A 19,671-nucleotide genomic window follows, 5' to 3' on the forward strand; every position below is an offset into this window, starting at 1 on the left:
AGGTTGCTGGCTATGGCAGACATTAGTCAGCCGGATCGCGAAGGCGGCAGCCACGCCGTCACCCATCACGGGAGGATCTGACATGCCCAGCCTCGACGGAGCCGTCGTACTCGTCACCGGAGCCAACGGTGGCCTCGGCACCCACTTCGTTCACCAGGCCCTCGACCGGGGAGCGGTAAAGGTGTACGCCGCCGCCCGCAACCCACGGGACTGGAACGACGACCGCATCGTCCCCCTCGTCCTGGACGTGACGTCGCCGGAGTCCATCGCGGCCGCAGCCGACGTCGCCGACGACGTGACCATCGTGATCAACAACGCCGGGGCGTTGAACGGCGCCAGCGTGCTCGGCGACCTGGCGGCGGCACGGGAGCTGTTCGAGACCAACTTCTGGGGCGCGCTCGCGGTGACCAACGCGTTCACTCCGGCGCTGAAGACGTCGCGGGGCACGGTGCTCAACGTGCTGTCCGTCCTGAGCTGGCTCGGCATCGGCGACGCCTACAGCGCCACCAAGGCGGCACTCTGGCAGGCGACGAACACGCAGCGCATCACGCTCGCCCTCGAGGGCGTGCACGTCGCTTCGTTGCACCTCGGCTACGCCGACACCCCGATGACCAGGGACGTCGAGGCCCCCAAGCTCGACCCGGCCGACGTCGTCCGCTCGGCGTACGACGGGATCGAAGCAGGCAGCTACGAGATCCTCGCCGATGAGCTCAGCGGCCGGGTGAAGGCCGGACTCGCGGGGCCGGTCGAAGGGCTCTACCCGCAGCTCGCCGCAGCCCGCCCCTGACCCGGGCGCGCCCGGCTACCGGGCTGTCAGGACTCCGCGCAGGTCGTGGACGCTGTCGAAGGCCCGATTGCGGGGTCCCGCGGCGTCCTGCCACAGAAAATGCCACTCCGAGTCGGCGGCCATGATCCGGTCGAGCGCCCGCGCCGCGAGCGGGACCAGGTCGTCGGGCAGATCGAGCCGACCACCGTCGAGCAGGAAATCCGGTGCGTACGAGGAGGTGATCTCCGGTCCACCGGGTTGCTGCGCGGCCACTATCGCGGCTGCGGCGATCGCCACGCAGGCGACATCGGCCTCGAGGTAGCCGGCCTCACCGGCGGTCCGGCTCAGCGCCTCGCGGACCAGCATCGGGCGCTTGCCCACGTCGGCGTCGTTGAGATCACCACACCAGTCGGCGGCGGTGTCGTTGTCGAACGGCCCGCTGTCCCACGTCCCCATGCCATCTCCCAGGATCGGTTGTCCGGCATTCTCACATCGACCACCGACAGGAAGGCGGCGGCCGTCGTGCAGGGCGGAGGTGCACCCGGCCGGATGCCGTGCGTCAGGCGGAGGCGGTGGGCTGGCGGGGCAGCGGTGACGTGGCCGGGGTGGTGCGGTAGCCGGCGGCCTGGAGGGTGAACAGCTCGGCGTACCGGCCGCCTGCGGCCATGAGTTGGTCGTGGGTGCCGGTCTCGACGAGCCGGCCGTGGTGCAGGACGTAGATGCGGTCGGCGTGCCGGACGTTGGCGAGCCGGTGGGTGATCAGGATGGTGATGCCACGTCCTTTCCGGTCGCGGATGGCCTGGAACAGGGCGTCCTCGGCGCGCGGATCGAGGGCGGAGGAGGGTTCGTCCATGATGAGCAGGTCGGCGTCGCGCAGGAAGCCGCGGGCGGCGGTGATGCGTTGCCACTGTCCACCGGAGAGGTCCTGACCACCGGCGAAGGTACGGTCGAGCAGCGTCTCGTAGCCGTACGGCAGATCGGTGATCATGTCGTGGGCGACGGCGCGGGCGGCGGCGGTCTCGATGCGGGCCTGTTCCGGGACGGTGGTGATGTCGCCGATGGCGATGTTCGTGGCGGCCGTGAACGGCCAGTTGTGGTACTCCTGCGTGACGACGGCGATCCGGGCGTGCAGCGCCTCGTTGTCCCAGTCGGCCGCCGGGCGGCCGTTGAAGCGGATGGTGCCGCCGGTCGGGGTGCGCAGGAGGGCGATCATGGTGGCGAGGGTCGACTTGCCGGAGCCGTTCTCGCCGACGAAGGCCACCGTCTGCCCGGCCTGGATGCGCAGGCTCACCCCGTCGACGGCGGCGCTCCCGCGGTCGGGATAGCGCAGCCGGACGTCGTCCACCACGATCTCCCGCAGTTGGTCAGGTGCGTCCGCCGCGGGGGCGGCGGGCGGGGGCAGGTAGTCGGCGGCGCGGGTCATGAAGCCTGTGTAGTCGCGGAAGTGTTGGCCCTCGGTGTAGATCCGGTCGGTCTGGAAGGTGACCACGGCCAGCGACCGCTGCGCGGACTGGACGGCGATCACGCAGGTTGCGGCGGCCGCGAGGGGGATCTGTCCGTCGATGAGCAGCAGACCAAGCAGGACGTACACCACCCCTGTCGCGATGCCACCGATCATCGCCCCGACGGTGGTGGTCGTGGTCACCCGGCGGGCCAGAGCGAGTTGGATGTCGGTCTCGACGCCCATGACCCGGTCGTACTGGTCGAGCAGGAAGCCACGCAGGCCGTAGGAGCGTAGTTCGGGAGCGGAGTCACGTTCGGCCATCAGGCGGTGCAGCAGCCACATCCGTCGTCGCCGCACCGACCCGGCGGCGTAGGTCCGGTAGCGCAGATGCCCGGCCCGCAGCGACGCCCACCCGTTCGGCACGGTGGCCACCAGCAGGGCGAGCAGCAGCAGCGGGTGGATCACCACGACGGCGATCGCGACGGCGAGCACCCCGGCCAGGCCGGCGAGCAGATTCATCGACGCCTGCACCAGGTCGGTGGTGGAGGTCGAGCCGCGGGTGGCCCGCTCCATGTCGTCGGCGAACGCGTCGGCGTCGAACGCCTCCAGCCGTACCGCCGTGGTCATCTCGAACAGCCGTCGCTCGACCTCCCGATCGACCTTCGGGGTGAGGCCGTTCTGCGCGTATCCCATCCCGGCTGTCATGCTCGCTCGCAGCGCGGTCACCGCCGCCAGCGCGATCAGGGCGGGTAGCGCCGCGATCACCTTGTCGGCGGTCGGCCCGCCGGCGAACAGTTCCACGAGCACCCGCTGTGCCGCGAGCAGCCCGAACGCCGACATCACCCCGGCGCCGACGGTGGTCACCGCCACGACCGAGGTACGCAGCCGGTCGGCCCGCCAGCTGACGACGATGGCGGCCCAGACCAGGCGGGGCAACTCGGAGAAGACCGCGAACAGGCTGGCCTGCGCCCGCGCCCGTACCCCGGTCTCCCACCACAGCTCCCGCAACTCCGGCAGTACGGAATCCTGCCGTGACGACGTGCGGGCGCCATGCTCTGACGTGGACATGGAAGTACCTCCCGGAAACGAGCAGGATCGGCTGCGGTGGCGGCGCGGACTGGCGTTGGCGGAGGTGCCCCGACGATGACGTCGGCGGATGTCGTGGACTGCACTCATCAGCAGCTCGTGCGTGCCACGCCGAGATCCGGGACGACGTCAGATCGCAGCGTGTAGCAGTCCACTCCCGCAGAGTAGTGGGCCGCGGTTTCGGGAGGATGCCACGCGGCGCAGTTCCGACACACGCCTACCGGGGTGGCCCCGATCGGGTGGCGTGGTCAGCGGAGGTCGACCTCGACCTGCTGTGCCGCGAGGATGTCCAGCAGATCGTCCAGAGTGGTCGCCGGTGCCAGCCGTCGTCCGTCATAGCCGGCGACGAGGTGCGCGCGGGCGACTGCCGAGTCGTGCCACACCAGCCTGAACGGTGTCCGTGCGCCGAAGCCTCCGCGCAGACAATCGTGGAGCGCGTCGAGGTTCCATCCGAAATACCCGCCGGGGCCGTTTATCGCCTCGCCGATCGCGCAGTAGAACCCTTCGATGTCGCTGACGTACCGTCCGTCGAGGTCATAGCTGGTGCCGGGTGGCCGGTCGGCGACATCGATCCGGTGGGCGAGCGCCACCCCGGCCCAATGGTCGCGCAACTCGCGGTGGTAGCCCGCCCACTCGTTCCTTGCTGCGGGCCGTCGGATGCGCCAACGCTCCAGGATGTCGAGGACCCCCAGCGGCAGGGGTTCCCGTGGATCGCTGTCGACGGTCACGTCGAAGAGTCCGGCGCCGAGACGCGACGGCTCACCCGCGACGACCGTTCCGGACACCAGGCCGTCGAACACCGGGCGGATCGAGCCGTCGGCGGCTGTCATGTGCACCTCGGCGTGGATCCGACGGCGACGCCGGGAAGCCTTGCTCGCGTTGCTGACCGCACCGAGCGCGGTGAGCAGTGGCGTTTCCGGTCGGCAACCGAGCAGTCTGACCCGCGGCGCCGGCGGTGCGGCCTGCTCGCGGAACACGCCAGTCACATCCCGACAGGTGCCGTAGGGCGCCTCGTCCCGGCCCAGCAGGGCGAACTCGGCGACGTCGGGACGGACCACCGCGTCCGTGCGGTCGTAGACGTGGACGAACCCGTCGAGGTCGACGTCCACGGTCTGCGGCGTCGTGGGGCTCGGTCGTCGACCGAGTACGACGACATCGCCGAGATGTTCGCCGAACCAGGACGGCGACGTGTCCGGTGACCCGGTTGGTGCCGCCAGCGAGATGTCACCCAGCCAGGCTCGTTCGGTGCCGAGCGCCTCGACAGGCAGCCGATCCAACAGATCGGCAAGCGCTCCTTCCGGGGCGCAGCCCACGAGTGTGAACCGCTCCCGCGGCCGGGACGGCAGGTCGACGAACAATCCCTCGATCTCGGCGCACAACGCCAGCGGGATGTCGTCCTCGTCGGAGTCGTAGACGCCGACACCGCCGAGGAGCAGCCAGCGGGGCGCGACCGGATGCTCCCAGTCCCACCGCCGCTGCACCGGCGTACGCCCAGCCTCGGAATCGGCATCCGTCGTCACCTCGCGACCCTATCCCCAGATCAACTGCTGTAGGTCACGCGAGGATCGACGCCAGTTCGAGCTGCCGAAGGACCGTTCATGCTGACCGCGCCGCGTCCGCCCGCACGCCCGTTGCCGGGCGGCGGGCGGACACTGTGGGCGCTCAGAGGTCGTAGCCGCCGGAGACCTCGATGTTCTGCGCGGTGATCCAGGCGCCCGTGTCGTCGAGCAGGGCGGCGATGACCTTGCCGATGTCGTCGGGCTCGCCGAGGCGGCCGAGCGCGGTCTTGGCGGCGAGCAGCGGGATCACCTCCGGGTACGCCTCGAAGCCCACGACGCCCGAGGCGTCGGAGAGCCGGGTACGCGTCGGTCCCGGTGAGACGGCGTTGACCCGGATGCCACGAGCGGCGAACTCCTTGGCCATGTAGCGGGTCAGCACGTTCAGGCCACCCTTCATGGTGGCGTACGCGGAGTAGCCGGCGTCCACGAGGCCGGTGGGCAACGCCGAGTTGCTGCTGACGTTGACGATGGCGCCACCGTCGGCGAGCAGTGGCAGCAGCGCCTGGGTGAGGAAGTAGGGCCCCTTGAGCAGCACCCGCATGAACCGGTCGAACAGTTCCTCGGTGGTGTCCTCGAACATCGCCATCCCACCGAAGCCGGCGTTGTTGACCAGGTGGTCGAAGGTGTCCCGCTGCCAGGTGTCGCGCAGCGCGGTGACGACGTCGTCGCGGAAGGCCGGGAAGGTGTCGCTGCGGCCGATGTCCAGGCGGAGCGCGACGGCGGTGCCGCCCTCCTTCTCCACGGCCGTCACCGTGTCCTGCGCGCCGGCCGGGTTGCCGCTGTAGGTCAGGATGACGCCCGTGTCGCGCTTGGCGAGTTGGATTGCCGTGCTCTGGCCGATGCCGGAACTGGCACCGATGACGAGTGCGACCCGCATGCTGTCCACCTGTTCATTCGTGGAGCTGCTGTCAGCTCCCGGCGATTCAGATGAGTCCATCTGATCAGCCTGAACAGGTGATCTGTTAGAAGGATGCTCCCGACCTCTTGCCTGATTCTCTCACCCATCGGAGGCAGGGTTCGTGCTTGAATTGTCCGGTGCCGCTTGACGAACTGAGGGAGTTGCTGGCCCGTCACGCCCGCCCCGACGGCACCACCGCCATCGACGGGGTGCTGATCGGCCGGGCCGAGCAGGCGCACCTGCCCTCGGCGTCGATGTCCGGCACGGTGCTGGCGCTCATCGCCCAGGGCGCGAAGACCCTCGCCCTCGGCGACCGGGTGTACGAGTACCGCGCCGGCCAGTACCTGGTCGCCTCGGTCGACCTGCCGGTCACCGGCCACTACACCGAGGCCAGCCGCGAGCGCCCGGCCCTCGGGTTCGGCCTCGTCCTGGCGCCGGCGGCGATCGCCGAACTGCTGCTCGACACACCACCGGGAAGCCTGCCCCGGGCGCACGGCGCGCCGTCCGCGCTCGCCGTCAGCGACGCCCCGGTCGAGCTTGTCGACGCCGCGGTACGGATGCTGCGGTTGCTGGAGACACCCCGCGACATCCCGGTGCTCGCCCCCATGATCAAGCGGGAGATCCTGTGGCGTCTCGTCACGGGGGAGCAGGGCGAGACGGTCCGCCAGATCGGCCTGGCCGACAGCAACATCGCGCACGTCAGCCGCGCGGTGCGTTGGATCCGCGACAACTACCGGGAAGCGTTCCGGGTGGAGGAGGTCGCCCAACTGTCGGGCATGAGCCTGTCCGCGTTCTACCGCAACTTCCAGGCCGTCACCGCGATGAGTCCCATCCAGTTCCAGAAGCAGATCCGTCTGCAGCAGGCCCGGCTGCTGCTGGCCACCCACCCCGACGACGTCACCGGTGTCGGACACGCGGTGGGGTACGACAGTCCGTCACAGTTCAGCCGCGAGTACCGCCGCCACTTCGGCGCCCCACCGAGCCAGGACGCCACCCGTCTGCGGCGTACCGCGCTCACCCCCGCGCCCGCCATGCCGTAGCGGTCGATCCGGTCGGCGCTGCGGGCCCGGGGCAGGCGTCACTGTCGACTGAGTAGGGATGCTCAGCCCGGATACCGTTCGCGGTCTCAGGTGCCGGCCCGTCGGCATCGCGAGGATCATGGCATGGCTGATCTGCCGCACCGACACCTCGCTCTGCGTACCACTTCTTCACCGCTGCCGGCCCTGGCCGCGCGTAGCCGGCAGGCCGTGCTGGCCCCCCTCGGACGCGCGGTCGCCGCGCTGAGCCGGCTCGTCGGCCGCCACCCGGCCGGATGGCGGTGGGTGGCGCGGCGACACCACCCGGTCCTGGACACGCTGGCCGTGGCGCACGCGCAGGCCGTCTGCGTACGGGCCGCCCGGCAGGTGCCCGCCTACCGGGCCTTCCTGCGCGCCCGTCCGGCCGGTGTGCGTCGTCGGCTGACGGATTTCCCGGAAACCGACAAGCTCGGGTACGTGGTGGCCCACGACGCGGCCGCGCGCTGCTGGCGCGGGCGGTTGCCCACCCGAGGGGTGGTGGTCGACGAGTCGGCCGGCTCGTCGGGGCGGCCGTTCAACTGGCCGCGTGGGGACCGGGAACTGCGGGCGGTGCACCGGGACATCGTCGGCTACACCGGGCTGGTCTTCCCGATGCGCCGACCGTTCGTGATCAACGCGTACTCGATGGGGGCCTGGGCGACCGGGACGACGACAGGTGCCGCGATGGCCCGGATCGCCGTGGTCAAGAACACCGGGCCGGACCTCGGGAAGATCGTCGACACGCTGCGCGAGTTCGGCCCCGACTTCGACTACCTGGTGACCGCGTACCCGCCGTTTCTCAAGCATCTGCGCGACCGGCTCGACGCCGAGGAGTTCCCCTGGTCGCGGTACCGCATCCACGCCAGTTGCGGCGGCGAGGGGATGACCGAGGCGCTGCGCGACTACCTGGAGCAGCGGTTCGCGCTGGTGCGCTCGGCGTACGGCGCGTCGGACCTGACCATCGGCATCGGCGCGGAGACCCGGTTCACGGTGTGGCTGCGGCGGCGGCTGCAGAACGACCGCGCGCTGCGGGCCGAGCTGCTCGGCACCGACGAGCAGCGGCTGCCCATGGTGTTCCAGTACAACCCGTTCGCCACCTACCTGGAGACCAACGAGCACCGGGAGTTGATCTGCACGGTCACCGGTGACGTGCTCCAGCCCCGGCTGCGCTACAACATCGGCGACGAGGCGCTGCTCGTGCCGTACCGGCGGATCGTCGAGCTGGCGCACGCCGACCCGGTGCGCCGAGCCGAGTTCCGTACCGCCGTATCCGCGGAACGGATGACCCTGCCGGTGCTGCTGCTGTTCGGTCGGCGCGACTCCACGGTGTCCTACCTGGGGGCCAACCTCTACCCCCAGGACGTCGAGTACGGCCTCTACACCGGCAACCCGTACGCCGCCGAGATCAGCCGCTTCTGTCTGGCGCTGGTCGAGGACGCGGCGCTGGAGACCCGGCCGGTGATCCACATCGAACTGCGCCGCTCGCTGCCGGCGTCGCAACGCGAGGCCCTCGCCGCCGCCTGCCGCAGCGGGGTACGCCGGCACCTCACCTCGGTCTCCCGGGACTTCGCCCAGTCGCTGTTGGAGGACCCGACCGCCGGTGACCTGCGGGTGGAACTGCACGAACCCGGCAGCGGCCCGTTCGTCGGCGATCAGAAGATCAAAAACGTCTACCTGGTGAGGTGACCATGCGTACCCGTGACTTCTCCCGCGCTCCCGCGCAGGCCCGCGCCGGGGCCATGTTCATCGGCGCGACCCGCTACACCAACCCGCTGGTCCTGCTGCGGCTGGCACCGGCCTGGATCCGGATGGTCCGCGACATGCGACGGATGTCCGGCTACTGCTGGCACACCGTCTACTGGCAGTTCCCGTTGACCCTCGGCACGATCGCCTTCTTCACCGACCGCGAGGCGATGCTGCGCTTCGCTCGCACTCGCGAGCACCGCCGGTTGATGGTCTGGCTGACCGACGGCACCCGCAACGCGACCGCCGGCTTCATCCGGCTCTACACCGCCGCCCCCGACGGATACTCCAACGGCACATGGCGCGCCGAAGGCCCGGAGATGGGACACATCGCCACCTTCACCCCCATCGGCGCGGAGCGCACCGGGCCGGAGGTCGTGCGGTGAGAACCCGGTTCGAACGGGTCACCGGCCGCCGGGACCTGCGGGACTTCCTCACCCTCACCGACCGGCTGTACGCGGGCGAACCGCGGCACGTGCCCACCCCACGGCAGCAGATCCGGCGGTGGTGGCGCGACGGCGTGCCGATGTACCTGCTGCGCGACCCAGCCGGCACGGTGATCGGACGCACCACCCTGCACACCGACGCGGCCTTCGACGCCAAACTCGGCCGCCGCTGCCAACTCTTCGGGCTCACCGAGTTCACCGAGCCGGCCGCCGGGCCGCTGTTCGACGCGATCACCGCGCACACCGCCGCCGACCGGGACCTGCTCTTCGGCCCGGTGGCGCTGCTACCCAACCAGGCCGGTGGGGTGATCACCTCCGGGTACGCCGACCGGGGTTTCGTCGACAGCGCCTGGAACCCGCCGCACTACCCGATCGCCTACGAGGCGTACGGGTTCCACCGCCGCTTCGAAGCCGACACCTGGATCTGCCCCGTGCCCGCCCCGCCGCAGCCGAAGCCGTCGACATACATAAAATCCGATGGCGTACGCCTCGAAGTGCACCGAGGTGACCTGCGCCGCCTCGACGAGCAGCTCGACCTGCTGCGCGGGATGCTCAACGACTCCTTCGCCCAGCTCGGCTACTACACCCCGATCTCCGCCGAGCAGCTGCGGCGGCAGACCGACGGGCTGGCGTACCTGCTGGACGAGTCGCTGCTGCTCTACCTGACCCGCGACGGCGCGGCGGTGGCGTTCGTGCTCTGCGTACCGGACATCAGCGAGTTCCTGACCGGCGTGCGCGGCAACCTGCACCCGCTCAACCAGCTGCGGTTGCTGGCCACCCGCCGCCGCTACCGGCGGGAGGCGGTGCTGATCATCAAGGGTGTCGTGCCGCGGTACCAGGGACACGGCTACCAGCGGCTGCTCTCCGCCCACCTGCACCACAACCTGTACGCCGCCGGCTACACCACCCTGCGCAGCACCTACGTCGAGCGGGACAATCCGGCCTCGGCCGCCCAGTACCGACGCCTCGGCGGTCGCCCGCTGCACGGGTACACCTTCTACGCCAAGGAGCGATAGGTGGACTTCGCCGCGTTCCGCGCTCTCGCACCGCTGTGCTGGCGGGCCCCGAGCGCCCACAACACCCAGCCGTGGCGGCTACGGTACGAGCCCGCAGCGATCCGCGTCGGATGGGACGCCGCCCACACGCTGCCGGCGGCCGACCCCACCGGCCGCGACCTGCGGCTGTCCCTCGGCGCGTTCGTCGAGACCTGCCTGATCGTCGCGGCCGACGCCGACCTGCACCTGAAGTACGTCGCCGAGCACGACGACCGCTGGGTGGGTTGGCTGCGGCCCACCGCACACCGCTACTCGACCCCCTTCCGCGCCATCGACGTGTGGGAACGTCGTACCGACCGGGGTCACTTCGCTGCCGGTCCGGGACCGGACGTGCTCGCGGCGGTGGACCGGGTCGCCCGACGGGCCGGCGGCAGCGTACGGGTCGTGCCGCACGCCGGCCGGCTCGGTGCCCTCCTGCGCACCGCCGACCGGCACCTGTACGCGGACCCGGCGATCACCGCCGAGCTGCGCCGCTGGCTACGGCTCGACCCGGCGCACCCGAACTACCACGTCGACGGGCTCACCGACCGCTGCCTCGCCCTGTCCCGGCCCGCCGCGGTGGGGCTACGCGCGGCGCTGGACGCGTACCCGGTGCTGCGCCCGCTCGGCCTGCCCCGGCTGCTCGCCGCTGCCGACAACCCGCTCGCCCGAGGCGGCACCGTGCTGGCCCTGGTCGCCCCCGACAGCCTCGACCCGGCCGGACAGATCGAGTTCGGACGGGTGCTGATGCGGTGCTGGTTGACGCTGCACACGGCGGGGCTGGCAGCCCACCCGCTCAGCCAACTGATCGACGTCGCCGCCACCCGTACGGCCCTCGCCGCACTGCTGGACGTGGCACCCGACCGGCTGTTGCACGTCGTACGGGTGGGCCTGCCCACCCGGCCGGCACCTCGCTCGGCCCGCCGGGTCGCCGGCGGCGGCCCTCCCGCCACCTCCTGATCACGACAGCCCGGTCCCAGCTCCACGGCCTCGGTCAGCGGGCGCCTTGCTGTCCGGTCAGGATCTCGCGGGCCTGCATGAGTGCGAAGCCGAGCAGGTTCAGCCCGCGCCAACGTGCCGGGTCGGTGGCGCGCGGATGGTCGGCGGCCAGGCCGATGCCCCAGATCCGGTCGAGCGGGCTGGCCTCCACGAGGATCCGCTTACCGGTGCCGATCAGGTACGTGCGCAGCGCAGGATGCTCGTCGAACTTCGCGACGGTGCCGGTCAGCACGATGTCGTAGCGGTGCTGCTCCCACACGTGCTGGTCGAAACCGGTGACCTGCCGGCCCAGCATCTTCGCCGCGTGCGGGTGCGCCGCCGTCAGGACCCGGGCGGCGGTGGCGTGGTCGTCGAAGAGGGTGGCCTTGCGCCACATCATGTAGTGCTCGGCGGTGGCGAAACGCAGCCCGTCGATGGTGAACGGCGCCGACCACCACTGGCTCAGGCAGCCCGCCCCGACGCTGCCGTCGCGCTGCGGCTGGTGGCCCCAGAAGAACAGGAACTTCACCCGGGCACCCGAGCGCATCGCCGCGGTCAGGTCGGCGACACTGTGTACTGACGTGACCATGTGAGCGAGTCTCCGGCAGCAGGCGTTGCGCCGCACCGCCATTATCGCGGCGCGCCCGCCCCGAGTTGTCCCTGCGTCCGGCTCGACGAATCGATGAGTCCCTGCAGGGCGGTACGAGTGCTCAGCAGAGCCGCGATGCGTTTGTCGTACGCCTGCAGATGCTCGATGAGGGTGGGCACCGCGCAGGGCTCGAGTCGGCCGGGTTCGTGGATGCACTCCAACAGTTCGGCGATCACACGAGTCGGCAGGCCGGCGTCCAGCAGGAGCCGGATGGAGCGGACCTGCTCCACCGCCGAGACCTCGAAGAGCCGCTGCCCGGTGGCGGACCGCTCGGCGGGCAGCAGGCCCTGGTTGTCGTAGTGGCGCAGCATCCGCGGGCTGACCCCCGTACGCAGGGCCAACTCACCGATGCGCAGCAACCGCCTCCGCTGGCCATTTGCCTGTGACACTGATGTCAGCTCCTACCGTCCTGGCATGGCTGTCTCGCTCGCTCATCTCAACGGTAAGCCCGCCACCGCCGCCGACCTCGCGCCGTTGGCGTTCGCCGGCTACGCCCACTTCACCGCGATGCAGGTCCGCGACCGGGCCGTCCGTGGCCTGGACCTGCACCTGGAACGGCTGCGTCGGGCCAGCGAAGTGCTGTTCGGCCAACAGCTGTCCACCAGCCGGGTTCGCGAGTATCTGCGTTTGGCCGTCGACAAGGGCGGGCCGGACGCGTCGCTGGCCTGCTTCGTCACCTCCCGGCCGGGGGAGTTCGTCGTCGACGACACCGACCCGGGCCTGGACGTGCTGATCAGGCTCACCGACCCGGCTCAGCCGCCGACCGGGCCGATGGCCCTGGACGTCGTGAGCCACCAGCGGCACCTGGCGGGCATCAAGCACGTCGGGGAGGTCGCCAAGACCTGGTACCTCCGGCAGGCCCAAGCCCGCGGCTTCGACGACGCCGTCTTCGAGGACGGCACGGGCCGACTCAGCGAAGCGACCATCTGGAATCTGGCCTTCTGGGACGGCGAGACGGTGATCTGGCCGCAGGCCGACCTCCTGCCCGGAGTCACCATGCAGATCCTCACCCGTCAGCTTGCCTACCTCGGCGTCGCTCAGCAGACCCGCGACATCCGCCGGGCCGACCTGACCGAGAACCTGGCATGCGTCCTCATGAACTCCTGGACCCCCGCCATTGCCGTCTCCCACCTGGGCGACCGGCCGCTCGCCGACGGCACCACCTTCGCGCACCTCCTGCACGAGGCGTACGGGAACGAACCCCTGACCTGGCCCTGACATCTCGCGTGTGGAAGGGACGCCGCGCTCTCCACGTGCCGAGGCACGTGCATGCAGGGCGTACGCGGTGATCGAGGTTCGAGCCGGGTATGGTGCGGGGAGGGCGACTGGCGGCACGGGGATGGGTCGGACCATCGGGGAGCCTGTCACGGGAGTCGACCGCCTGGGCTGCCGTTCGGAGGAACCATGACCCAGACCGCTCGACTCCTCCCCGGCGTACCGGTGGCCGAGGCCGTGTTCGCCGACATCACCCGGCGGGTCGCCGCTCTACGCGAACGAGGCGTCACGCCCAGCCTCGCCACGATCCTGGTCGGTGACGACGATGCGAGCGCCGGATACATCAGGATCAAGCAGCGGCAGGCCCGCCAGTTGGGCTTCGACTCACCCCACCGGCACCTGCCCGCGTACGCCACCCAGCACGACCTGCTCGACGTGATCGCCGGTTTCAACGCCGACCCCGACGTGCACGGGGTTCTGCTTCAGTACCCGATCCCGGACCACCTGGACTACGACGCCGCCTTGCAGGCACTGCACCCGGACAAGGACGTCGACGGTTTGCACCCGCTGAACATGGGCCGGCTGGCCCTCGGCCTGCCCGGCGCGCTGCCGTGCACCCCCGCCGGAATCGAGGCACTGCTGGCACACCATCAGATCCCCGTCGCCGGCCGCGAGGTGGTGATCCTCGGCCGCGGCGCGACGATCGGACGACCACTGGCGATCCTGCTGGCCCAGAAACGCCCCACCGCCAACGCCGCGGTCACCGTCGTCCATACCGGCGTCCCGGACTGGTCGCGCCACACCCGGCGCGCCGACATCCTCGTCGCCGCGGCCGGCGTCCCCGGCATCATCCAACCCGAGCACGTCCGCCCGGGCGCGGTGGTGGTCGGCGCCGGAGTCCGGTATGCCGGCCGCCGCCTCCTGCCCGACGTCGACGAGGCCTGCGCCACGGTCGCCTCCGCGATCACTCCGCGCGTCGGGGGAGTCGGCCCCACCACCGTCGCCACGCTGTTCCGCAACGCCGTCACCGCTGCCGAACACGCCACCACCTGACGCACCACCCACCGGACGTTACGGATGGGGCTGACTCGCGACAGCTCCAGCCACGTCGTCGAACTTGTCGAGCAGGGAACTGCGCCTCACGAAGTGCGGCGAACGGTTCCGCCGTAGAGGTGTACGCGGTGGTCGACATCGCGGTCCGGCTGTCGGTGTACGAAGTGTCCGCAAGCCACCGGGCCGTGGCTGACGTGCACCAGCCAGTCCTCGTAGTACCAGCTCGGGCTGCAGGCGCAGCCGGTGAACCGGAAGTTTGCCCGGTAACGGCCGACCTGACCTGGGGTCAGCGTGAACAGGCGGGTGGAGGCGTACGGTCGCGGATAGGCTGCCGCACCGGGTAGCCGGTCGACGGTGAGCCTCTGTCCGGTGCGGCCCAGCCAGAGGTCGATGGCACGGGCCTGCTCGACACCGCCGCTCAGCACCTCTTCCTGGCGTGCGTAGTCGACCGCCTGGTCAGCCAGGACCTCGTGGACGACCACATCGCCGTCCGGCAGCGACCGGGGCAAGGCCACCGCCCGGTCGAGGCCACGGCGCGCGTTCGCGGCCGACACACCGCGTGCATCAGCCGTCCACCGCACCCGAACCCGCTGAACAACGATCACACCTGAGCTTCGCTCAGCCCGCGCCCGACCCGCCAGCCGGTATCCGGCGACCCGCTCGATTGCAGTGCAGCGACCGGTTCGGGCCAGGTCACCGCAGGTCGAGCCGCATGAGCACCCGGGGGAACCCGGCGAGTACGGAGGTGGTGTCGGCTGCCTTCACGAAACCGGCCTGCTCGAAGACGGCGCGGGTGCCGACGTAGGCCATGGTGAGGTCCACCTTCTCGCCACGGTTGTCGACGGGGTAACCCTCGACGGCCGGCGCGCCGCGCTCGCGGGCGAAGGCGACGGCACCGGCCAGCAGGTGGTGCACGATGCCCCGCTTGCGGTGACCGGGCCGTACCCGGAAGCACCACACGCTCCACACATCGAGATCGTCGAGGTGCGGGATCCGCCTGTTGCGGGCGAAGCTCGTGTCGGCGCGCGGGTGCACCGCCGCCCAGCCGACGACCTCGTCGCCGTCGTAGGCGAGCACGCCGGGAGGGGGATCCGTCCCGACGAGTTCGCGTACCCGGTCGCCGCGCATCGTCCCGCGCAACTCCTGGTTCTCCTTCGCGCCGATGCGGTAGCTCAGGCACCAGCACACGTTCGCGTCCGGCCGTCTCGGGCCGACCAGAGTCGCGACATCTTCGAACACTGTCGCGGGGCGTACGTCGATCGCCATGACGCCCACCCTGCCACCGCTCACCGACAACACACTCCCGATCCCGGCAGGACCATCGGCAGGGATACCTGGGCCGAGAGCGATGGCATCGGCCCGCACCCGAGCAGGAGCGCCGGCTGCTCGGCAAAGCCGGAGCCGGGTACGGGTCGAGGGGCATTCGCTGCAGTCGCTAGTCTGCCGGCGTGAGTGATGATCAATGTGACGTGTGGTCGCTGCACCGGCGGGACGACGGCGGCCTGCTTGCTGATCTCGTGGTGACCGGTGGTGACTTCCCGTGGCTCAACGCCCATGTCCGCCCGACGGAAGGCTTCCTGGAGGTCCGGCCGCTCTTCGCCGAGGAACTGCGGTTGCTCGACCGCATCGACCAGGACGGTGAATCCTGGGAGCGCGCGTACGACGCGGTCCGCAATGCCGTGACGCTGCGCTACCCGCAGGGCCAGGAGGTGCCCGAGTTCCTGCTGCACATCGAGGGCGACGAGGCCTGGTGGCGGTGGAGCGACGAACCGTTCGACAAGGAAGACAGCTAGTCCCTGAGACAAGTGTGCGGGTGCGTCGGCCCCTCTTGACCAGCGATTCACTGCTTTACTATGGTCCTAGTAAAGCAGTGAGGAGTCACCGTGTTCGTCTTCCGGCTCGACACCCGCTCCGGGGTGCCGCCGTACCTGCAACTCGTCCAGCAGGTCCGCCAGGCGGTGCTGCTCGGTTTTCTCCAACCCGGTGACCGCCTCCCGCTCATCCGTGAGGTGGTCGAGGACCTGGCGATCAATCCGAACACCGTCGCCAAGGCGTACCGCCAGATGGAGCAGGAGAACCTGGTCACCGGTCGACCCGGCCAGGGCACGTTCGTCAACGCACAGCAGTCGGCCGCGATGTCGGCATCGACGTACACCTCGCTGCGTCGCGGCCTGGAGACCTGGCTGCGCCGCGCCTACGCGGCCGGCCTCGACGAACAGTCGGTCAACGCGCTCTTCACTTCCGTCCACCAGCAGACGAGGAACGAGGACGTGGCGTGACAGGGACCGAGCTCGCGCTGCGCACGGACGGTGTGGGCAAGCGGTATCGGAAGGGTTGGGCGCTGCGTGACTGCACCCTGGCCCTGCCGGCGGGCGGCGTGATCGCCCTGGTCGGGCCGAACGGCGCGGGCAAGACCACGCTGCTGCGCCTGGTCGTCGGGTTGCTGGCCCCGAGCACCGGCACGGTGGAGGTCCTCGGCCACGACGTCACCGCCAGCACCCCGCAAACCTTGTCCCGTGTCGGGTTCCTGGCCCAGGACCACCCGCTGTACAAGCGCTTCACCGTCGCCGAGATGCTCCGCTTCGGCCGGGCCTGCAACCTGCGGTTCGACCAGGGGCTGGCCGAGCGCCGGCTGGCGAAGCTGGGCATCCCGCTCGACCGCCGGGCCGGCACGCTCTCCGGCGGGCAGCAGGCCCAGGTCGCGCTGGCTCTGGCGCTGGCGAAGCGGCCGGACCTGCTCGTCCTCGACGAGCCGGTGGCCAGCCTCGATCCGCTGGCTCGGCACGAGTTTCTCCAGGTCCTCATGGGTGCGGTGGCCGAAGGCGGGGTGACCGTCCTGTTCTCCTCGCACGTCGTGCACGAGCTGGAACGTGTCTGCGACCACCTGGTCGTGCTCAACCGCGGCCGAGTCACGCTCACCGGTGACATCGACACCCTCCTCGCCGAGCACCGGCTGCTCGTCGGCCCGCGTACGGCCACCGACCTCGACCGGGCCGGCACCGTCGTGCAGGCCGTCCACAGCGACCGGCAGACGACCCTGCTGGTACGCGACGGTGGGCTTCCGGCCGCGCCCGGCTGGCAGGCCCAGCCGGTCGCGCTGGAGGAGCTGGTGCTGGCGTATCTGCGCCGGTCGTCCGAGCCGAGCGGCACGGTCTGGTCGGAGGTGGCGGTATGAGGTGGTTGAACTGGCGTCAGCACCGCACCGAGGTCTGCGTCCTGGGTCTGCTCGTCGGCCTGTTCGGCGTCGCCCTGCTCGTGCTCGGGACACAGGCCCACGACCTGTTCCCCGGTGGTCCCGCCCGCTGTGCGGGCGAGGCGGGTGTCGACGAGGCCTGCACGGCCGCGTTCCGCCGGCTCGACGAGGAGTACGGGTACCTGGAGAACCTCCTGGCGGCCTTCTACCTGGTCCCCGTCGTCATCGGTGCGTTCCTCGGTGCGCCGCTGCTCGCGCGCGAACTGGAGGACGGCACCTGGCAGCTCGCCTGGACGCAGGCCGTGCCGCGGATGCGCTGGCTGGCGGCCAAGCTCGTGGCACTGGCCGGCGTCACCGTCGCGCTCACCGGGATGTTCACCGTGGTGCTCACCTGGTTCCGTCAGCCGTTCGACGCGTGGGAAGGACGGTTCCAGTACGACGCCTTCGACCTGGAGGGACTCGTTCCGATGGCGTACGCGCTGTTCGCGTTCGGCGTCGCCACCGCCGCAGGGGCGATCCTGCGACGCAGCCTGCCCGCGTTCGGCGTCGCGTTCGGGGCGTTTCTCGCCGCCCGGATGTCGGTGGCGCTGCTGGCCCGTCCCGCGTACGCCACGCCGCTCACCACCATGGCCCCGGTCCCCGTCGGCGGCACGAAGGACCAGGCGGGGTACCGGCCTGTGCACAGCGTCGCCGACTGGACGATCGAACGTGGCTACGCGGACGCCACCGGGCGCAGGCTGAGCTCGACCGAGTACTACGAGTTGGAGGAGGCCGCCAACCAGGCCGGCACCAACCTCAACCAGTTCCTGCACGCCCGGGGCATCCAGCAGTTCGGGGTATACCACCCGGCCGACCGGTTCTGGACGTTCCAGCTCATCGAGGCAGCACTGTTCGTCGCCGTCGCGGCGATCCTGATCGGCGTGGTGGTGTGGCGGGTACGGCGTCGTCTGGTCTAGGGCCTGTGCTGACGCTGACGGGTCAACGACGCACTTGTTGCTGGACCCAGGTGGGCATCGTGTTGTGGTGGTCGGAGCTGATCGATTCGAGCGTTTCGGCCCCGCCTGCGGTCGGCAGGTGGGTGCAGCCGGCGAGCCGGTGCACGGTCAGGTCGTCGGTGGCGGCGGCGCGCCGCCATACGGCGATGCTGTCGTCGGCGGGAGTCCACTCGTCGGCCTCGCCGTAGAACAGCAACGTCGGGCAGCGCACCTGCGCGATGACAGGCTCCGGGTCGTGGTCCATGTCCTCCCAGGTGCCGGGATGGTCGTCCAGGTCGCGTGGGACGTGGGCGAGGGGAAACCACGGCCGGTCGGCGTACCCGTCGATGACCGCCTGCGCGGTCGTGCGGTCGATGTGCCCGCGTACGGCGTTCTCCAGGGTGTCTCGCAGGCGGGCCAGGTCGGCGAGTTCCGCGCTTGCGTAGCCGTTCAGGAGCAACTGCTGCGCGGTCCCGTACCGCATCTGGGCGGCCGGGCTCACCCCGCTACCGGCGACCAGCACGAGGAACGAGATCAGCTCGGGCCGACGGGCCGCGACCGCGGACGCGGGCCAGGCGCCCTGGCTCCACGCCCACAACCCCACGGGAACGTCGCCGACGTGACGACGCATCTGGGCGACGGCCGCCAGGGCGTCGTCGGCCTGGACGGTGTACGGCACGTCGCCCCGTTCACGCGGACGACGGTCGAAGCGCAGCACCGCCACGCCGGCCGCCGGGAACACCCGCGCCAGGTGTTCGTAGAGGAAGTACGAGCGTCGCGGCTCGCCGGAGCCGTGCAGGACGACGATCGCGCCGCGCGCCGGCCCGTCCAGCGTGGCCGGCAGGGACACGTCGCCGGCATCGACAACCAGCTCCATGGGGTGAGTCAATCAGGAACCGGCGGCACCGCTGCCAGCCGGGGCACCAGGCGTACGGAGGACGGCATGGCGAAGGTCGTGATCATTGGTGATGTCGGCGGATGTGCCGATCAGCTGTCTCAGGCGGTGGCGTCCGCGCAGGTCGACCCGGATGCCGTGGTGATCCAGGTCGGCGACCTGATCGACCGTGGGCCGGACAGCCCCGGCGTGCTGGCCTTCGTTCGGCGACGGCTGGAGGATCCGCGGCGGTGGATCCAGCTCGTCGGTAACCACGAATCGCAGTACCTGGGTGCGGAGATGTTCTGGCCGCAGCGGCTGCCCGACGAGGACGCCGCACTGCTGAAAAGCTGGTGGCTACGGGATCGCCTGCGGGGCGCCGCCGCAGTGCGCACCGCCGACGGAGAAGAACTCCTGGTCACGCACGCCGGTCTGGCCGTCGACGCGTGGCGGAAGCTGGGTGAGCCGGTGGCCGCTGCCACCACCGCGGAGCTGCTCAACACCCGGCCCGAGGACATCCTGTGGCACGAACGCGGACCGCTGTGGGCCGAGGCGGGCCCGGATCTGTACGACTCCTGGCTGCACGCGGCCGAGCCCCCGCCCTTCGGCGTCGACCCCCAACACGGACGCGATGGCGCACCGCAGTGGTCACCGTTGGTGTTCGACGACGCCACCGTACTTACCTGACCGCAGCGGACCATCTG

General features: G+C 70.6%; 22 protein-coding genes and 1 riboswitch. Of the genes, 13 read left to right on the forward strand and 9 right to left on the reverse strand.

Going from position 1 to position 19,671, the window contains the following annotated elements; genetic code table 11:
* The first annotated feature begins 82 nt into the window (after positions 1-82).
* Positions 83-787: an SDR family oxidoreductase gene (locus Vgi01_RS09145; RefSeq protein ID WP_204290701.1), complete on the forward strand. Its 705-nt coding sequence runs from the start codon at positions 83-85 to the stop codon at positions 785-787.
* Positions 788-802: 15 nt separating this feature from the next.
* Here the strand turns inward: Vgi01_RS09145 and Vgi01_RS09150 are convergent, their stop codons facing one another.
* The 4 genes from Vgi01_RS09150 to Vgi01_RS09165 all read right to left on the reverse strand — a co-directional run bounded on the left by Vgi01_RS09150 (position 803) and on the right by Vgi01_RS09165 (position 5,732).
* Positions 803-1,222 (reverse strand): DUF4259 domain-containing protein, encoded by a 420-nt coding sequence (locus Vgi01_RS09150; protein WP_204290702.1) that lies wholly within the window; start codon positions 1,220-1,222, stop codon positions 803-805.
* Positions 1,223-1,325: 103 nt separating this feature from the next.
* Entirely contained in the window at positions 1,326-3,278 is a 1,953-nt protein-coding gene (locus Vgi01_RS09155; RefSeq protein ID WP_204290703.1) for an ABC transporter ATP-binding protein, read from the reverse strand.
* 266 nt (positions 3,279-3,544) lie between these two features.
* The gene (locus Vgi01_RS09160; RefSeq protein WP_239088844.1) at positions 3,545-4,816 is read right to left on the reverse strand and encodes a barstar family protein; all 1,272 of its coding nucleotides are present in this window, start codon (positions 4,814-4,816) and stop codon (positions 3,545-3,547) included.
* Between the two features lie 142 nt (positions 4,817-4,958).
* A complete protein-coding gene (locus Vgi01_RS09165) occupies positions 4,959-5,732 on the reverse strand; it encodes an SDR family NAD(P)-dependent oxidoreductase (RefSeq protein WP_204290704.1) in 774 nt (257 codons plus the stop codon).
* 158 nt (positions 5,733-5,890) lie between these two features.
* Between Vgi01_RS09165 and Vgi01_RS09170 the strand changes: the two genes are divergently transcribed.
* From Vgi01_RS09170 to Vgi01_RS09190, 5 genes are all read left to right on the forward strand, one after another.
* Positions 5,891-6,793 (forward strand): AraC family transcriptional regulator, encoded by a 903-nt coding sequence (locus Vgi01_RS09170; protein WP_239088845.1) that lies wholly within the window; start codon positions 5,891-5,893, stop codon positions 6,791-6,793.
* 123 nt (positions 6,794-6,916) lie between these two features.
* A complete protein-coding gene (locus Vgi01_RS09175; protein ID WP_204290705.1) occupies positions 6,917-8,494 on the forward strand; it encodes a phenylacetate--CoA ligase family protein in 1,578 nt (525 codons plus the stop codon).
* A 2-nt stretch (positions 8,495-8,496) separates the two neighbouring features.
* A complete protein-coding gene (locus Vgi01_RS09180) occupies positions 8,497-8,937 on the forward strand; it encodes a DUF4188 domain-containing protein (RefSeq protein ID WP_102657395.1) in 441 nt (146 codons plus the stop codon).
* Positions 8,934-10,013 (forward strand): GNAT family N-acetyltransferase, encoded by a 1,080-nt coding sequence (locus tag Vgi01_RS09185; protein ID WP_204290706.1) that lies wholly within the window; start codon positions 8,934-8,936, stop codon positions 10,011-10,013. Before Vgi01_RS09180 ends, Vgi01_RS09185 begins: the two co-directional genes overlap by 4 nt.
* Entirely contained in the window at positions 10,014-10,991 is a 978-nt protein-coding gene (locus Vgi01_RS09190) for a nitroreductase family protein (protein ID WP_204290707.1), read from the forward strand.
* Positions 10,992-11,025: 34 nt separating this feature from the next.
* Here the strand turns inward: Vgi01_RS09190 and ybiA are convergent, their stop codons facing one another.
* Together ybiA and Vgi01_RS09200 are read right to left on the reverse strand one after the other, a co-directional pair.
* Positions 11,026-11,598: a riboflavin biosynthesis intermediates N-glycosidase gene (gene ybiA / locus Vgi01_RS09195; RefSeq protein WP_204290708.1), complete on the reverse strand. Its 573-nt coding sequence runs from the start codon at positions 11,596-11,598 to the stop codon at positions 11,026-11,028.
* 41 nt (positions 11,599-11,639) lie between these two features.
* On the reverse strand, positions 11,640-12,047 hold the full coding sequence (locus tag Vgi01_RS09200) for a MerR family transcriptional regulator (RefSeq protein ID WP_239088846.1): 408 nt from the start codon (positions 12,045-12,047) through the stop codon (positions 11,640-11,642).
* A gap of 25 nt (positions 12,048-12,072) precedes the next feature.
* Here Vgi01_RS09200 and Vgi01_RS09205 point away from each other — a divergent pair, with 25 nt between their 5' ends.
* Positions 12,073-12,876, forward strand: coding sequence for an aminotransferase class IV family protein (locus tag Vgi01_RS09205; RefSeq protein ID WP_204290709.1), 804 nt, complete (start codon positions 12,073-12,075; stop codon positions 12,874-12,876).
* A gap of 93 nt (positions 12,877-12,969) precedes the next feature.
* Positions 12,970-13,052: riboswitch (ZMP/ZTP riboswitch) on the forward strand.
* A gap of 10 nt (positions 13,053-13,062) precedes the next feature.
* Positions 13,063-13,926: a bifunctional 5,10-methylenetetrahydrofolate dehydrogenase/5,10-methenyltetrahydrofolate cyclohydrolase gene (locus Vgi01_RS09210; protein ID WP_204290710.1), complete on the forward strand. Its 864-nt coding sequence runs from the start codon at positions 13,063-13,065 to the stop codon at positions 13,924-13,926.
* A gap of 86 nt (positions 13,927-14,012) precedes the next feature.
* On the opposite strand, the gene Vgi01_RS09215 is transcribed toward Vgi01_RS09210, so the two are convergent.
* Positions 14,013-14,480, reverse strand: a complete 468-nt coding sequence (locus Vgi01_RS09215) for a hypothetical protein (protein WP_239088847.1) — start codon at positions 14,478-14,480, stop codon at positions 14,013-14,015.
* 139 nt (positions 14,481-14,619) lie between these two features.
* Positions 14,620-15,192: a GNAT family N-acetyltransferase gene (locus tag Vgi01_RS09220; protein WP_204290711.1), complete on the reverse strand. Its 573-nt coding sequence runs from the start codon at positions 15,190-15,192 to the stop codon at positions 14,620-14,622.
* Positions 15,193-15,374: 182 nt separating this feature from the next.
* Here Vgi01_RS09220 and Vgi01_RS09225 point away from each other — a divergent pair, with 182 nt between their 5' ends.
* The 4 genes from Vgi01_RS09225 (at position 15,375) to Vgi01_RS09240 (ending at position 18,075) form a co-directional block, all read left to right on the forward strand.
* Positions 15,375-15,719 (forward strand): hypothetical protein, encoded by a 345-nt coding sequence (locus Vgi01_RS09225; protein WP_239088848.1) that lies wholly within the window; start codon positions 15,375-15,377, stop codon positions 15,717-15,719.
* A gap of 90 nt (positions 15,720-15,809) precedes the next feature.
* Positions 15,810-16,205: a GntR family transcriptional regulator gene (locus Vgi01_RS09230; RefSeq protein ID WP_204290712.1), complete on the forward strand. Its 396-nt coding sequence runs from the start codon at positions 15,810-15,812 to the stop codon at positions 16,203-16,205.
* Complete coding sequence (locus tag Vgi01_RS09235) at positions 16,202-17,101, forward strand: ABC transporter ATP-binding protein (protein WP_204290713.1); 900 nt, start codon at positions 16,202-16,204, stop codon at positions 17,099-17,101. Before Vgi01_RS09230 ends, Vgi01_RS09235 begins: the two co-directional genes overlap by 4 nt.
* Positions 17,098-18,075, forward strand: coding sequence for an ABC-2 membrane transporter-related protein (locus Vgi01_RS09240; RefSeq protein WP_204290714.1), 978 nt, complete (start codon positions 17,098-17,100; stop codon positions 18,073-18,075). The genes Vgi01_RS09235 and Vgi01_RS09240 overlap by 4 nt, the downstream gene beginning before the upstream one ends.
* Positions 18,076-18,097: 22 nt before the next feature.
* Here the strand turns inward: Vgi01_RS09240 and Vgi01_RS09245 are convergent, their stop codons facing one another.
* Entirely contained in the window at positions 18,098-18,970 is an 873-nt protein-coding gene (locus Vgi01_RS09245; RefSeq protein ID WP_204290715.1) for an alpha/beta hydrolase, read from the reverse strand.
* 66 nt (positions 18,971-19,036) lie between these two features.
* Here Vgi01_RS09245 and Vgi01_RS09250 point away from each other — a divergent pair, with 66 nt between their 5' ends.
* Positions 19,037-19,654: a metallophosphoesterase gene (locus tag Vgi01_RS09250; protein WP_204290716.1), complete on the forward strand. Its 618-nt coding sequence runs from the start codon at positions 19,037-19,039 to the stop codon at positions 19,652-19,654.
* Positions 19,655-19,671 lie beyond the last annotated feature (17 nt).

It is taken from the genome of Micromonospora gifhornensis (genome assembly GCF_016863515.1).
Taxonomy (GTDB): Bacteria; Actinomycetota; Actinomycetes; order Mycobacteriales; family Micromonosporaceae; genus Micromonospora; species Micromonospora gifhornensis.